Source organism: Corynebacterium sp. HMSC069E04, assembly GCF_001813175.1.
Classification (GTDB): Bacteria; Actinomycetota; Actinomycetes; order Mycobacteriales; family Mycobacteriaceae; genus Corynebacterium; species Corynebacterium aurimucosum.
This window is the reverse complement of sequence record NZ_KV811636.1, coordinates 32950-47631: the sequence shown is the minus strand read 5'-3', so window position 1 is coordinate 47631 and position 14682 is coordinate 32950. Positions and strand designations below refer to the sequence as shown.

Here is a 14682-nt window from a genome sequence, read left to right as displayed (position 1 = left end):
CGGCTGTGCGCTCGCGGAATCCGCGTGCGAACTCATCAAAATCATTGTGCGGCATTACCACTGCCCTGCCTTTCGTGCGTGTACGGAGGAGGTTTCTGAACTTTCTTGCGGGGGCATTTCTGGCGTGGCCTCAGCCCCAGCGGCCGGACCTGGTACTGGCCCAGGTGCAGGTGCTGGCGCCGAAGCTGGCTGTGGCGCCGGTGCCTCCGCTGCCTGCATGTGCGCAAGTTTCTCTGGCGGTGCCTCTGGCTCAGGAACGTTGTTCAGCTCCGGAGGCGGCGGCGTAACACCGTTGTCAGGAGCAGGCTCTGGTGCAGGCGGTGGGCAGGGTTCGGGCTCTGGCTGCGGTTCTGGCTCGGGTACAGGCTCCGGTACGGGCTCCGGCTCCGGCAGATTCTCCACGAAGTCCATAGCTGCCTCAGCCAACAGACCCAGCCCCAGAATGGCAACGCCCACGCCAAGCAGGCCTAAGCTTCCACAGCAGGCTTCTTCAGGCTTGCACTCACCTGCTTCCGCACCGGGTGGCTGCTCTGACTCTTCGCAATCATCGCTTTCTAACGACTCTTCAGGACACTTGGCCTCCTCAGCCACCGGCTCCTCGTCCTCTGGGCAGTCCACCACCTCCTGCGGCACAGGCTCGATGGGAACGTCAACTCCTGCATCAGCGGGCTTCGTGGTTCCTAGTTCTCGCTGATGCTCACCGCAGTCACAGGTGTGTGCCGCTTTCTCTTCTGTGCAGCGGCACGGTGTGTGCTCCTCTTCTGGTGCCGTTGAAGCGGGCTCAGTCGGCACATGGCTCGGCTCAGACGGCGTCGCCGGCTGTGGCTTCTCTTCAACCGGTGGGCAGTCTTTTTCAGGCACCGTGGCGGGCTGGGTGGGCTCCGGCTTTTCTAGTGGTGCCACCGGTGTTTCTGGTTTCGGCTCTACAGGTTGCTGCGGTGCAGCTGGCGCCGAAGGCTGAGCTGGCTGTGTGGGCTGAGACGGTGTGGACGGGGCCGGAGCTGGTGACGGCTGGGCCGGTGCACAAGGTTCAGGCTCAGGTTGCGGGCACTCTTTCCGCTTCTCCTCACAGCCGCATTCGGGCTCTGGCGGGGTTTCCGGCAGCTCCCGCTCGCACACCTCGGTGCAGCGCCGTTCAAACTCGTCATAGCAATTCTCAATGGCGGTATCGCGGTCCCGGCACGTTTGCGTGATGGTGTCATTCGTCTGATCGATAAGCTCCCCACCAATGCGCGATATCACCGGGATGATGACCTTTCCCAGAGGGTGCCGCTGCAACAGCATGGTCAAGATGTTAATCAGTGGAATCACAGCAGAGATAAGCTCTGCCACCGCGGAATCAGAAACATCAACGACGTCTTCGATGGCATCCGAACACTGCTGCGCGGATTCCACCAAATCACCGGCTTCGTCCCTTTCCTTTTCGAAATCGTCTTGCACGCCGCGCAAATGATCCATGATCGCTCCCCCGGCCAGCGATAGAACCGTGCCGAGAAGGAATTCCCGCAACCCGTTACCACCGCGCCCTGGGCGGCGAGCACCCATCGCCGACGCAGTGTTCGTAACCAAGTCGCCTGGGTTAATCCCATCGACCGACCCCACCATGTCCCCCAACAAGCCAATAGGCGTGCTGGGCCCGGAATAGCCTCCTTGGCTTGCCGCTTGGAACTGGGACACCGCTTGTGAATAATCACCCAAGAGTGACTTGACCATCGTGGACATCAATTCACCCCTACTTCTTGGTCACCGAGTTGCCCGGCGAGGCCGCGGTCCACGTCCCCGAAAGCACGCAGTTGTTCGCGCGCGGCATCCGCTGTGGCCGATATGTTCTCTAACCGCCACGCACCGCGTTCATGGAGCCGGTTCAACAGGGCCTGAATCTGTGCGCCGTGCCCGCCGAAATCACGCCCCGCGGAGGATTGGGGAAAATTCGGCCTATCCCCGCGGTGCGCGTCACTTTGGGCACGGGTTTGGTCCACGACGGCGTCGAGAAGCCGCGTGGCTTCATCCTCATCAAAAAATACGTCGGGCATATGCGCCCTCCTTCTCGTCCACAACAAACAGTGATTCCTGCTTTTATTGGACTGAGAAACATCCCCTTTGGTTCCCACACCACCCCAAAAACACGAAACCCCAGGCCAGCAGCCTGGGGTTGTGGTGGAATGAGTAGAGCTACACTGCAGCAACGACGGCCGCAAGCTTGCCTGCGACCTTGCGCGCCTGCTCCTTTTCAGCAGCCTCCACCATGACGCGGAAGAGCTCCTCCGTGCCGGACGGGCGCAGCAGAACACGGCCGGTATCACCGAGCTCCGCCTCGGCAGCAGCGATAGCTTCCTTAACCTCAGGGGCGTTAAGGATGGCGGTCTTGTCGGAAACCGGCACGTTGATAAGCACCTGCGGCAGCACCGTCATCACGGAGGCCAGCTCCTTGAGGGACTTTCCGGACTTGGCCATGCGCGCCATGATGGACAAACCGGTTAGCGTGCCATCACCAGTGGTGCAATCATCCGGCAGCACCACGTGGCCGGACTGCTCACCGCCCAGAGAGAAGTCACCGCGATTGAGCTCTTCCAGCACGTAGCGGTCACCCACAGCGGTTTCCTTGACCTCGATGCCCTGCTCCTGCATGGCCAGCTTCAGGCCCAGGTTCGACATCACGGTGGCCACCAAGGTGTTGAAGCGAAGATCGTTTTCTTCCTTCATACCCACGGCGAGTATCGCCATGATCTGGTCACCGTCAACGACGTTGCCTTCGGCGTCCACGGCTAGGCAGCGGTCAGCGTCACCATCGTGCGCTAGGCCCAGATCGGCGCCGTGCTCGACGACGGCCTCCTGGGTCTTCTCAATGTGCGTCGAGCCGCAATCCTCATTGATGTTGAAGGCATTAGGCTTGTTGTGAATGGCAACGACCTCAGCACCCGCAGCCTCATAGGCCTGCGGTGCAACCTTGGAGGCAGCACCATTTGCAGTGTCGACGACCACCTTGATGCCGCTGAGATCCGTGGTAACAACCTCGGCCAAGTGCTTCAGGTAGCGCTCGCGGCCGTCGGGAGCCTCCGAAATAATGCGGCCAATCTTGGTCGCAGTCGGGCCATCTTCAGTGAGATTGTCCATAGCAGCCTGGATGCGGTCTTCCACCTCATCCGGCAACTTCTTGCCGCCCGCGGAGAAGAACTTGATGCCATTGTCTGGCATCGGGTTATGGGAAGCGGAGATCATCACGCCGAGATCTGCCCCAAAGTCATCGGTAAGGAACGCGATTGCCGGGGTAGGCAGCACGCCGACGCGCACGACGTCAACGCCTCGCGATGCCAGACCCGAGGCAATCGCCGCATCCAGCATCTCACCCGACACACGCGGGTCGCGCCCGATAATCGCGAGCGGGCGACGCTCATAAGATTCACGGTCTGAAGTAAGAACTTCCGCTGCCGCCTGGCCCAAGCGCAGCGCGAGAATCGGTGTGAGCTTCTTGTTCGCGAGGCCGCGAACTCCATCGGTTCCAAAAAGTCGAGTCATAGTTGTTCATTATGCCCGCTCCCCGTTGTGTGGCGCAGATCGGTCCACCTTTGGGGCTTGGTTATACCCCGCAACATAGCAGGAAACTCGCCCCACCCCTGCCATACACGGCGAAAGCCGCCGCCTCCACGAAAGGGAAGCAGCGGCTTTCGGAAAATGCAGTAAGCGAAGATTAACGCTTGGAGTACTGCGGGGCACGACGTGCCTTGTGCAGACCAGCCTTCTTGCGCTCCACGGCACGAGCATCACGGGTGAGCAGGCCAGCCTTCTTCAGGGCCTGGCGGTCAGCCGGGTTGTAGATGTTCAGTGCGCGGGCGATAGCCAGGCGCAGGGCGCCTGCCTGACCGGTCGGGCCACCACCGTTGACGGTGACCTTGATGTCGAACTGACCCTCGCGCTCGAGGATGGTCAGCGGCAGCAGGATGTCCTGCTGGTGCAGCTTGTTCGGGAAGTACTCGTCAAAGGCGCGGCCGTTGACGGAGATGTTGCCGGAACCAGCAACGAGGCGAACACGAGCGATGGCGCGCTTACGGCGACCAACGGTCTGGATCGGGCCCTCGTGGATAGCCGGGGCAGCGATCTCAACCTCAGCCTCGGTATCGGTTGCCAGGGAATCACCGATGGTGTTGGTGAACTCCTCGGTAGCGGCGGTTGCTGCAGCGATGTCGGCAGCGTCGGCTACATTGTTGTCGATGTTCTGCTCGGTCATTACTGTGCCACCTGCTTAAACTCAAAGGTTTCCGGCTTCTGGCCGGCGTACGGGTGCTCCTCGCCCACGAAAACGTGCAGCTTCTTGATGGAGGCGTTGGAAAGCTTGTTGTGCGGCATCATGCCCTTTACAGCTTCCTCGATAACGCGGACCGGGTTGGCGTCCAGGGACTGACCAAGGGTCATGGACTTCAGGCCGCCCGGGTAACCGGAGTGGCGGTAGCGCATCTCGCGCTCGCGCTTGTTGGAGGAAATGTGGATCTTGTCCGCATTCAGGATGATGATGTGGTCGCCGCAATCAACGTTCGGTGCGTACTGGGGCTTGTGCTTGCCGCGCAGCATGTCAGCCACGGTGGAAGCGAGCTTGCCCAGAACCACGTCGGTAGCGTCGATGACGTACCACTTGCGGGTGATGTCACCGCTCTTCGGGTGGAAAGTAGACAAAATGACTCCTTGAAAGTCTGTCTCGGAACTGCCGGCCATCGCTATGTAAGCCCCTACGCGGTACATACAGCGGCCGGTGGAGACCTGCAGCACGCGCGCACCCAAGTCAACAAGGGTGCGGACACATAGGTGCTTCACTTTAGTACGCAGCGGATCAAAAACCCAAAACGCCGATATCGCCCCTCACCAACGCCTCCATCCCTGCTAATTCGGGGTGGGGGTTCGAGACAGAAACGTTGATGAGAAGCGATACCGGCGCCTTTTGCTGAGTGAGCGGAGGGTGGTGTGGGTCAAGGTGGCGCGTCCAGCCCTTCCATTCTCTGCGCCACTCCCCTAGCCTCCGCGTCTTCCCCCCTCCCGCTCACTGCTCATGGTGGTGAATGGTCAGGCAGAAAGTGTCCGCACACCCAGCTCAAGACTCACAGTAGGAGTGGTTTAGCCCCAGCTAGCGGCAGCGCGACGGTTGACGTCGCTCATATTGTCATTGCCCTGGGAAACCGTGGTGGAGATGGTCGCTAGCACCGTGTTGAGCTCGGCGGCTGCCTTGTCCCATTTCGCCTGCGCCGCGTTATATGCGGCAGCGGAATCTCCCTCCCACGTCGATACCATCGGCTGCAGGGTGGATTTGAGGTCACCGAGGAGCCCGTTGATGCGGCCCGAGGTGGAGTTGATGTCGGCGGCGGCACCGGCGATGGCGCCAAACTGATACTTGATTCCAGACATTGCGTGTTCCTTATCTTCTGTGTTCGTGCGTGATTCAGCGTGTGCAGTAGTCAGTGAAAGCAGCTCGTGTTTAGAGGGCCAGGCCCGCGCCGCCAACGTTCTCGAAAGACTGGGCGTTATCAGCCTCGACCGAATCAAAGTTGCGGGCATTGTCCCTGATGTTCTCGCTGATGGCGGTCAGCGCCTCACGCAGCTGCTGCGCGGAGGAGTTGTAGCGCTGCATTAGGTTGTCAAAGGAAACCTGCGCGCGGCCTGCCCAGCTGCCACGGACGGAGTCCACAACACCCTGCAGGCGGGTGAGCTCCCCCTGTACCTCGTCGTTGGTGGAGTCGACGCGGCCAGCGGTGGCCACCATTACGTCGGCTTCTGTGCGGAACGTTTGAGTCATGTCCTTCTCTTTCTGTCTTGTTCCCTACCTTGGGGCGTATCCCTTATTCCTAGGGATTGGTGTGTGTTTCTTCCCCCCGAGAAGCACCCTGTGTCCTTCTCACCCTTATTGGACTGAGCTAGTAGCTCATCGGTTCCCGCTAATTTCCAGATTCTTTGAGATTCGCAGAACTTTCCCGCTTAGTCCTTCTTGACCAGCGATTCTGCCGCCATTCGGCAGGCAGCCTTCTGCACTACATTGGGCTCAAACTTGGTGTGGCAGCCCACGGACATCTGATGGCCCTTGTCTTCCCACATCATCCACGTCACCCGGGAGCCGTCGCCGGGGTCCTCGGTATACGTCAGCCGTCCAGAGTCCTCTACCGGATCACGGAGGGCAGGATCGGATTCGATCTGCTCTTTAATCTCTGTGAACAACACGTCGACAGGCACATTGAAAAGCGGATCAGCAGCCAGGAGGATGCGCAGGTTAGGGTCTTCACCGGCAGCGGTGACCAGACCATCCTCCACGCTGGTGCGGAATCCTTGAGGAAGCACCAGGGACATTCCCTCCACGTCGATGGCCTGCTGACCGGGTCGCAGCTGCCTGCTTCCGGTTTCCTCAGCTCCGGCCCCCTCGGCCGGGCCCTCGGGCTGTGCCTCCGTGTCGGGATTCGAGGCGGTGCCCGAAGTCCCGGAGGCGGCAGATGCTCCTTCAGCTGTCTGATCGGGAGTCGACGCTGCCACAGCCGCATCCTTGCGACCCACCGCCCACCACGACACCCCGGCCACTACGAGCACCATGACCGCGATTGCAATGTAGAAAGGATCGATACCTCCCAACAGCGCGGACCAGCGAGATTCCGCTGCACGGTGCGAACGCCTGCGGCGAACAGGCCGCGACAACTCGGTGGTCAGCGTTTTCTCATCATCACTGGGCTCCTGCTGTCCGCCCACCTCCGAGAGAACAGCATCCAGCGAGTTATTGACCGCACCAACCCCGGACGGCGGCAATGGTTCTGGTTCCTGCACGGTCGCACCCGCACCAGCGAGCTGACGGCGCAGAATACTCACGGCTTCGACACTGACCTCCGTTCCGGAGGGATCCGCCACCACATCAACGCTGATGTCCGGCCATTCCGCCCCGCAGACCTTTTCGGCTTGGTCGAGGACTGCCTCCAACGCCCAGCCTTCGGCGATTCCGGTGCCGGGCAGGTCATAGCGATAGATCGTCTCTGGGCCTTCATAGATCGTGGCGGCATCGAGCACCGTAATAGCTAGCGTGGTCTCGGGCGCGGTTGTCGGGGTTCGCAGTGCATGCGTCGTGGTCATTGGTTCTCTCCCTTGTTGCTTGTGGTCTGTGGTGAGGTATGTGAACTATCGGCGCTTGGCACATAGACCTGCGCCAAGCCTTGGGATACGCCGCGGACGACCCATTGGCCGCGGCCGGGCGGCAATGCCGTCGGTTTGACGCCGAAGATGGCGCCTTCGTCACGGTCGGCGTCGAGAAGCAGCAGCGCCGGCTGCAAGTCCCGCACCGCCGAGAGGAACTGCCCAAACATCGCGCGCCCAATGCCACCTGCTTTGCGCGCGAACACCAGGTGCAGCCCCACATCGCGGGCGTGCGGGAGGAGCTCCAGCAGAGGTGCTAGCGCTATCTCGCTGACGAGGTCGAGGTCATCGATGACAAGGTAAATATCTGGGCCCTGCCACCAGCTCCGCGCGGCGAGCTGGGCAGGGGTGACGTCGGCGCCAGGGAGGCGCTGCTCTAGGGTGCGCACTGTATCGAGAATGGCTTGGGTGGCCGCGCTTGCCGACGCCCCATAGGCCGCCACCATCTCCTCATCCAGCGTCCCCAAATGCGCGCGGCGCTCATCGATGACCACCAGGCGGGTTTCCTCCCGACTCAGCTGGCTGATTCCGGCGAGAATCACGCTGAGAAAATGCGATTTGCCGGAGCCTTGAGAGCCAATGCACACGAGGTGAGGCTGGACGCCCGGATCCCAGTCGAGGACCTCTAGGTCCGGACCACCAATGCCCCAGGCCACCCCGTCTGATGACGAACCATCTTCCGGCTCAGGCAATTCGGTGAGCACAGTGGGCAACATTTTCAGCGGTGGAACCGGAACAGCATCCGCATGCACGCCACAGATATGAGCGATATCCTGCGGTGAGGTCGCTGCAAAAAGGAGGTTTTCCCCTGCTAAAGTGATCCCTCGCCCAGGTGCTGCCGGCAACTTCTGCTGCGCCTTGCGGTCGATGAGGGAATCCATGGCTTCGCCCAAGCGCAGCTCAAGGCGGGCCGCGATGAGATCCCGAATCGACGGCCGCAAACTGGTCCACCGCGCCGCTGCAATCAAGACGTGAACGCGGGCGGAGGCACCGTCAGCAACCAACTGGGTAATCGGCTCAGCTAAGTCCTCAAAGTCTGCCCCGGAGGTGCCGATGTGGTGCCAGCCGTCCACGATCAAAAAGGTGTGGCGAGGTTCCGGGCGGCGCACGAGGCCGGCGACTTCATCGACGATGCGCCGCACCTTTTCCGGTTCCTCACGTCCGGCTACCCCAGCTACATGAGGCAGACGGTCCAACACCCGCAGCTGCCCGCCTCCTAGGTCGATGACATAAAAGCGCACCTGGTCCGGTGAATGCCACAGGGCCATACCGGAGGCGATGCTGCGCAGCGCCATCGACTTTCCTGACTGCGGTCCGCCGCACAGTGCGAGGTGCCCACCGCCCGTCGTGAAATCCACGAGCAGCGGGTCTTGACGCTGGTGATAAGGACGATCAATAAGCCCCACCTCCGCGCGTAGCCCGCCACCTGCGCTGAGTGAATCCGTGCGCAGAGCGGCAACGCTGGATAGCTCTACCACGGGCGGCAAGGGTGGCAACCAGATTCGCCTCGCTGACTGGCCGCGCTTGGAGGCTTCCTCCCGGGCGGCAGCCACCACTGTGTCCAAGAGTGTGCTCGAAGAATCCACGAGCTCCGTATAGTCCGCGTCCTCCTCCGCCGTACGATGCCCACTAAAAAGCTCTACGCGTGCCGAATGCCGCGTATGTTCGGTCACCTCATCACGCACTACCCGGCGCGTGACCGGGCCAGAAACATAAGAAGCCTGAAAGCGCGTGGGGGCATCGGCATCCGTTTTGAGGTAGCCGGCTCCCGGCTGGGCGGGGAGGTGATAAGCATCAGGCACACCGAGGACCTGGCGGGATTCCCCGGCGGAGAAAGTCTTCAACCCAATGCGATAAGACAGGTGCGAGTCCAATCCCCGCAAGCGCCCTTCCTCCAAGCGCTGGGAAGCGAGCAGCAGATGCACGTGCAGCGAGCGGCCGAGCCTTCCCACCGCGACGAAGAGTTCAGCGAAGTCCGGGTGCTGCCCCAACAGCTCCGAAAACTCATCCACCACAATGACCAACGCCGACAGCGGCCCGTGCTCCGCCACCGCGGCAGCGGAGGCGTTGAATTCGCCCACGTTGGCAAAATTTCCTGCCTTGCGCAGCAGCTCCTGGCGGCGATTCATCTCGCCGGAGATGGCATCGTACATTCGCTCCACCAGGGTGGATTCTTCTTCCAGGTTGGTAATCACGGCGGAGGTGTGCGGCAGTTCCTCACAGCCCAAGAAGGTGGCGCCACCTTTGAAGTCAACGAGCACAAGATTGAGTTCCTCCGGACTGTGCGTGGCGGCCAGCGCTACGACAAGCGTTCGAAGTAATTCCGATTTTCCGCTGCCTGTGGCACCAATGCATAACCCATGCGGCCCCATCCCGCCCTGCGCGGACTCCTTTAAGTCAAGCATCAGAGCGTGCCCGGACTCGTCGACACCGATGGGCACACACAGCCGCTCAGCAGGGCTGCGCCCCTGCCACATGCCGGAGGCTTGGAGCGCATCTACATCCCGGAAGCCCAGCAACGAGGGCACATCCGCATTGCGGCCGTGCCGAGGCGTGGACGCGACATCGCCACCGAAGGGGCGGTGATAGGGCGCGAGGGTGCGGGCAAAGAGGAGGGCCGTGGGGACGTCGACAAACGCGCAGCTTCCTAGCTCCTCCTCGCCCGCGGCAGTAACCACGGAGAGCGTGCTTTCCGCCCGCAGGTAGATGCCCTCTTCCTCGGCGCGCCGTCCCAGCGGCGAATGGGGTGTCACCCCCACGGCGATGGTGGTTGTGGGGCTATCCCCCGGCGCGTCACTGCGCAACGCACCAACGCTATGCCCTTGTTCCTCCGTCATGACGCAGATGCGAAACTGCGCCTGGTCAGGCTCCCTGGAATGCGGCAGCCACTTCAACCATCCCCATTCCGCACCGTGATACTCAATGCCCACGGTCTCCGGGCCATGCAGCACCGCCAGGTGTAACAGCAGCGCGCGGGCCACCCCAGCGGCGTCTTCACCGGCCAGGCCGACGACGCGAAAGGCCTGCAACTGGATGACCACCGGCATATCCGCGAGGGTTCCCACCGCACGCACGGTCTGGCGCAGGCTCACCGCGCACACCGGGTCGAGGTCTTCCGCCGCACCCGAATCCGGCACATTAATGGGAGTGCACAGGGCCATCGGCCCCGTCCCCACCCGCACTTCCAAGGCATCCGGGGCATCCGCCGTCCGCTCCCACAGCCGCGGGGTGGGAATCAGCGCGCCAAGCTGTTCGGAGTCAGGGTTGCGGTGTTCCTCGTGCGCGCGCTGAGCCGCCCCACGCTCTAGTGCTTCCTCCCGCAGTGCCTTGAGGTGGCGCAAGTAGGTCCGGCGGGTCTCATCCGGATCGTGCCCGCCTGCCTGTGGGTTAAACATCATGGCCATGCTGGCCAGCATCATGAGCGGGAACATGAGGCTCATGGGACTGATCCGTCGTGCATCCCCCGCTCCGAGAACCATGAGCGCCACCATGCCCAGCATGGCCGCGATCATCACCAGCGGCATGAGTAAGCGCACGAGCGGCACCGGTTGTGCGCGGGCTGCCTCCGGCACCGCCTCGGCATCAATGCTGCCCTGCGGCAACGGTGGTGCTGGCTCCCGATAGGCCGCCACCCCAGTGCCAACGACGCGTGTAGGTACGCGCATGTCAAAGTCCTTCCCCCCGAAGTACTCCACCGCCTCCTTAAGCGGTGGACAGCGTGCCACAAGTAAGCCACAATGTGAGGCAATGGGCAAGGGGTTGCCCAGAAAAATTTTTCGGGGGAGGTACTTTCCATGACTCGCGCACGTGCGCATTCCATTCACGTCACCGTCCGCATCCATGCAGGCCAGACCCGCAAAGAAGCAGATGTATCGCTACCGCTTTCTTCCAGCGTCGGGGAGGTGCTGGGAGAATTGCTCGTGCTTGTCGACGTCCCCCCGGCCCCCATCCTCTGGCGCGCCACCACCGCGGCGGGCAAAACCATATCGATGACCACGCCACTCGACCGCACCAGTTTGGAAGACGGCTCCGTCCTGGTGCTCAGCCCAGATGCGCCGACACCAGCGCCCATCGTGCGGGATGCCGCGGAGGCACTCGCTGCCGAGGCCTCGACCACGCAGCTGTCTGGTCTAGCCGGGGTCTGGGGCGTGGCAGGGCTTATCGCCGTCGGCGCCTTGCTCGCCGCCGCCCTATCTCCCTCGATTGGCTGCGCCGCCGCTGCACTCCTCGGCCTCGTGCTCGCGGCGTGGACCCGGCGCGGTTCTCTGCTTGCAACCGCCCACGTTGCTGCTGGTCTGGCGGGGGCGCTGTCCACTGGTTCACCTGTCGCTACTGGCCCAGCCGGAACCGTGATTCCGGCCGCACCACTCGTGGGTGCTGCGGCGGCCGTGGGTGCTGTGGCGGTGCTCTCCCACGTGGTGCGTATTGGCGGATTACGTGCTCGGGCAAGTGTCGCCACGTGGTGCCTGCTCGCGCTCGTCGGTGTGCTTGGCCCCGGCCCGTTACTTGCCTCCACTGTGGTCCTGCTAGCGGCCTCTCCCCTGCTGACCACGCGGCTTGCTGGCCTCCGAGTGCCGCAACTGCCCACCGCCGGGCAGGACTTGAGTATCTCGGATGAGGATCCCACGGATAACTCACTCAAAGCCCGGCACGCCGGGCAGGCCTACGAAGGTATAGCGGTGGGCTGCACGCTGGCGGGCATTCCTTCCCTCTTTCTCGTCGCGCTCAACGCTCACGCGGACGCAACCGTGGTTGCTTCCCAGGCATTATGCGTGAGCATCGCCGGAGCGGTCATCGTGCATGCGGCACGCCATGCCCGGCTCATTGCGGCGTGGGCACTGGGTATCTATGGCCTGGCCGCGGCTAGTGCCGCGGTGGCGGTACCTCTGCGCGAGTGGCAGCTGCTTAGTGCCCCGACTATGGGAACGTGGGTGCTCAGCGTGATCGTGGGTCTCATCGTGGTGGCCATGCTTTCAGTACCGGTGTGGGCAGGCAAACTACAGCAGATTGAGCCAACTACCATCGTGTGGTTCGAGCGCGCCGAGGCACTCGCGCTCGCCGCTTGCCTGCCGCTCGCCGCGCACCTGGCCGGGCTCTTCGAGTTCATTCGGGGGTTGGGCGCATGACAGCTCTAAGCAGAATCAGCGCTGCCAGCGCAGCCCTTGGCTCCGTCCTGGCTTGGGGTTCCTGCGTGTTGCCTGGGCCGGTAGCTGCTGCCCGCGAACCGGATACCGCCTGTGCAGTAGCCACACGGGCTCCGGCAGGACCACAGCCCTCGGCGCAGTACTCGGAGTATCGTACGCGGTTGCATTCCTTTGCCACGGGTGCCGGGGTGAAGGTCGCGGTCATCGACACTGGAGTGGCCGCCCACCCACAGCTGCACGTATCACCAGGAGCGGACTTCGTAACCCCGGAGGAACCAGACCCGCTGCGGGATTGTGACCTGCACGGAACGGTGGTGGCCGGCGTCATCGCAGGTAAGGAACTCGGCGTGGCTCCGGATGCGGAAATCTACTCCATCCGGCAGACCAGTTCGCATTACCGGGCTCCAGCAGCAGAGAGCAGTGAAGCTGAACGAGCTGGCTCCGGCACACTGGCCAGCCTGGCTGCCGCCATCGAGGATGCTGTTAACGCAGACGCAAAGGTCATCAACGTCTCCGTGGTCTCCTGCGTTCCGCAGGATGCCGCGGCAAGGGTGGACCGCGCTGGTGTGGATGCGGCGCTTCGCCGTGCAGAAGAGGCTGGGGCGGTGGTCGTGGCGGCGTCGGGAAACGCCACGGCTGGCGGCTGCGAAAAGGATGACGTGGTCTTTCCCGCGGAAGCCGAAACCGTCCTCGCGGTCGGCGCCTTAGCTACGCCGCATGACCTCGCGGAGTACTCCATCGCCGCGCCCCTCAGCGCGGAAGGAAGCGTCCCTCTTGCGCTTGAACCCGGCGGCGGCTGGGCCACGGGAAAAGGCGACGCTACCTTTCAAGGCACTTCCTTTGCTGCGCCGCTGGTCAGCGGTACTCTCGCTTTGCTGGTGCAGCGATACCCCGGGGACTCCCCGGCACAGCTGCGCCAGCGCATTATTGATTCGGCCGAACCCGGGCACGGGGTGGTGGATCCCCTCACTGCCGTGACCTATCGGCTCCCGAGCGATTCCCGTAGGGATCGCTCGATTGCGGTCGCACCAGCGGCGGCATCGAAAGACACGTCCTGGCCACAGGTGCGTTTGCTCCTCGGGGCCTTAGGCTTGCTCATCCTCGTGGCGGTTTTCAGTGCTCAGCCTTTAAGGCCTCCGCGCGGCTTAAGGTAGAGCCTTCCGGCAACAGGCGCAGGATCTCCCACGGCACCTGCTCCGGTTCCTCCACGCCCAGCGCGCTCAGCTCCGCGGCACCAGCCAGCTCGTGGCGTCTGCCAGTGGCGGACACCACGTGATAACCGTGCCCGCTATCCACGCCCACGCCAGCTTGGAGTCCGGCGAAACGGTGCGCGGGCGAATCTCCCGGTAGGTCCACCGTGGCCGCCACCGGCCGCAGCATGCCAGCACCCTGTTCGTGTGTCGCACACAACCAGCCTTGCTCGGGAGACAGGAAGTCCACGCGGGTGGTGGGCAGGTTGAAGGTCGGTGGGACGTCGCCCAGCGCGGCCACCTCTTGCGCCTGTGCGGGCAGGCGCTGAGCACCCACGCCGACGAGCATCTCCGCCTGGGTGGGGGTGATGGAGAAAACACCGTGCTCCGTGCGCGCCCACAACTGCTCGCCGGTGTCGAGGATCTCAGGCGGCGCGGCTGGAAAGCTCAGCGGCTCCAGCTCTGTGAAGGCGTTGAGCAATTCCTCGGGCATGGTCCACACAGCGGTTTCTGCAGTCATCCCCAACGCGCGGCGCAGGACCCTGCCCTGCGTGCTCGTAGCCTCAGGCAACACGACGCGCCCCTGGCCCGTCAGCAGCCACTGCGTTCCCGCGGATTCCACCACGGCGGCGTGCTCCGCATCGAAGGTAGGAACGGCATGGTGGGCCACCACGGTGACGATGCCGACGCGGCTGCTGGACTGCCAGTTCTCGCCTTGCGTAGATTCCTCCAAACAGGCCGACCAGCCTGACTCCTCCCCCATCGCCGTGCCCAGGAGGTTAGGCGCATCCGCAATTCCCAGCGGTGTGCCCAGGTTCACCTGCTCCAGGAAGCTTTCGCCGGCGGCCTGCGCTTCGACCGGTTCGTTGGCGATGAGTCGGGCCGAAGCCAGGTTGGTCACCGGATGATAGGTGCCATTCACTAGCGCTAAGAGCTGCCCCTCAGAAGAACGCACGACGGGCGCATCCCCTGGCTGCGGGTCCGGCTGCATCCACGCGATGAGCCCCGATCCGAGACTCAAAAAGGCCACGGCGGCCACCCCGCCAAGCAAGGCGCGACGCCGTCGCTTTAGCGGATCATGAATCATGCGGATATCCCCGAAGACCAAGCCGTGCTCGAGGCGACGCAGTAGAAACTTGTGCCCGGATACTTGGGCCTTGGTAGTAGGCAACGCGCGTGCCATGAGAATCCTCCCCGAA

General features: G+C 63.0%; 12 protein-coding genes. 2 read left to right on the top strand and 10 right to left on the bottom strand.

Features of this window, described 5'->3' with window-relative positions:
• Positions 1-54: 54 nt before the first annotated feature.
• The 9 genes from HMPREF2896_RS02785 to eccCa all read right to left on the bottom strand — a co-directional run bounded on the left by HMPREF2896_RS02785 (position 55) and on the right by eccCa (position 10814).
• Entirely contained in the window at positions 55-1722 is a 1668-nt protein-coding gene (locus HMPREF2896_RS02785) for a zinc metalloprotease (RefSeq protein WP_070717520.1), read from the bottom strand.
• Positions 1722-2033 (bottom strand): hypothetical protein, encoded by a 312-nt coding sequence (locus HMPREF2896_RS02780; protein WP_070717518.1) that lies wholly within the window; start codon positions 2031-2033, stop codon positions 1722-1724. Before HMPREF2896_RS02780 ends, HMPREF2896_RS02785 begins: the two co-directional genes overlap by 1 nt.
• A gap of 139 nt (positions 2034-2172) precedes the next feature.
• Positions 2173-3516 (bottom strand): phosphoglucosamine mutase, encoded by a 1344-nt coding sequence (gene glmM / locus HMPREF2896_RS02775; RefSeq protein WP_070717514.1) that lies wholly within the window; start codon positions 3514-3516, stop codon positions 2173-2175.
• Between the two features lie 172 nt (positions 3517-3688).
• The gene (gene rpsI, locus HMPREF2896_RS02770; RefSeq protein ID WP_070717509.1) at positions 3689-4225 is read right to left on the bottom strand and encodes a 30S ribosomal protein S9; all 537 of its coding nucleotides are present in this window, start codon (positions 4223-4225) and stop codon (positions 3689-3691) included.
• Positions 4225-4668, bottom strand: a complete 444-nt coding sequence (rplM, locus tag HMPREF2896_RS02765) for a 50S ribosomal protein L13 (RefSeq protein WP_010189505.1) — start codon at positions 4666-4668, stop codon at positions 4225-4227. Before rplM ends, rpsI begins: the two co-directional genes overlap by 1 nt.
• Positions 4669-5103: 435 nt before the next feature.
• On the bottom strand, positions 5104-5391 hold the full coding sequence (locus HMPREF2896_RS02760; RefSeq protein WP_010189507.1) for a WXG100 family type VII secretion target: 288 nt from the start codon (positions 5389-5391) through the stop codon (positions 5104-5106).
• Positions 5392-5461: 70 nt separating this feature from the next.
• Complete coding sequence (locus HMPREF2896_RS02755) at positions 5462-5779, bottom strand: WXG100 family type VII secretion target (RefSeq protein ID WP_010189512.1); 318 nt, start codon at positions 5777-5779, stop codon at positions 5462-5464.
• Positions 5780-5958: 179 nt separating this feature from the next.
• Positions 5959-7089, bottom strand: coding sequence for a type VII secretion-associated protein (locus HMPREF2896_RS02750; protein WP_070717506.1), 1131 nt, complete (start codon positions 7087-7089; stop codon positions 5959-5961).
• On the bottom strand, positions 7086-10814 hold the full coding sequence (gene eccCa, locus HMPREF2896_RS02745; RefSeq protein ID WP_246823979.1) for a type VII secretion protein EccCa: 3729 nt from the start codon (positions 10812-10814) through the stop codon (positions 7086-7088). Before eccCa ends, HMPREF2896_RS02750 begins: the two co-directional genes overlap by 4 nt.
• 129 nt (positions 10815-10943) lie before the next feature.
• On the opposite strand from eccCa, the gene eccD reads away from it, so the two are divergent.
• Entirely contained in the window at positions 10944-12275 is a 1332-nt protein-coding gene (eccD, locus tag HMPREF2896_RS02740) for a type VII secretion integral membrane protein EccD (protein WP_070717502.1), read from the top strand.
• Positions 12272-13447: a S8 family serine peptidase gene (locus tag HMPREF2896_RS02735; RefSeq protein WP_070717499.1), complete on the top strand. Its 1176-nt coding sequence runs from the start codon at positions 12272-12274 to the stop codon at positions 13445-13447. Before eccD ends, HMPREF2896_RS02735 begins: the two co-directional genes overlap by 4 nt.
• On the opposite strand, the gene eccB is transcribed toward HMPREF2896_RS02735, so the two are convergent.
• On the bottom strand, positions 13407-14666 hold the full coding sequence (gene eccB / locus HMPREF2896_RS02730) for a type VII secretion protein EccB (protein ID WP_070717495.1): 1260 nt from the start codon (positions 14664-14666) through the stop codon (positions 13407-13409). The genes HMPREF2896_RS02735 and eccB overlap by 41 nt on opposite strands.
• Positions 14667-14682 lie beyond the last annotated feature (16 nt).

Bases quoted from the DNA above. Each gene is read 5' to 3' on its own strand.
- HMPREF2896_RS02785 (WP_070717520.1), bottom strand. From the start codon at position 1,722: ATGTCCACGATGGTCAAGTCACTCTTGGGTGATTATTCACAAGCGGTG.
- HMPREF2896_RS02780 (WP_070717518.1), bottom strand. From the start codon at position 2,033: ATGCCCGACGTATTTTTTGATGAGGATGAAGCCACGCGGCTTCTCGAC.
- glmM (WP_070717514.1), bottom strand. From the start codon at position 3,516: ATGACTCGACTTTTTGGAACCGATGGAGTTCGCGGCCTCGCGAACAAG.
- rpsI (WP_070717509.1), bottom strand. From the start codon at position 4,225: ATGACCGAGCAGAACATCGACAACAATGTAGCCGACGCTGCCGACATC.
- HMPREF2896_RS02760 (WP_010189507.1), bottom strand. From the start codon at position 5,391: ATGTCTGGAATCAAGTATCAGTTTGGCGCCATCGCCGGTGCCGCCGCC.
- HMPREF2896_RS02755 (WP_010189512.1), bottom strand. From the start codon at position 5,779: ATGACTCAAACGTTCCGCACAGAAGCCGACGTAATGGTGGCCACCGCT.
- HMPREF2896_RS02750 (WP_070717506.1), bottom strand. From the start codon at position 7,089: ATGACCACGACGCATGCACTGCGAACCCCGACAACCGCGCCCGAGACC.
- eccCa (WP_246823979.1), bottom strand. From the start codon at position 10,814: ATGCGCGTACCTACACGCGTCGTTGGCACTGGGGTGGCGGCCTATCGG.
- eccD (WP_070717502.1), top strand. From the start codon at position 10,944: ATGACTCGCGCACGTGCGCATTCCATTCACGTCACCGTCCGCATCCAT.
- HMPREF2896_RS02735 (WP_070717499.1), top strand. From the start codon at position 12,272: ATGACAGCTCTAAGCAGAATCAGCGCTGCCAGCGCAGCCCTTGGCTCC.
- eccB (WP_070717495.1), bottom strand. From the start codon at position 14,666: ATGGCACGCGCGTTGCCTACTACCAAGGCCCAAGTATCCGGGCACAAG.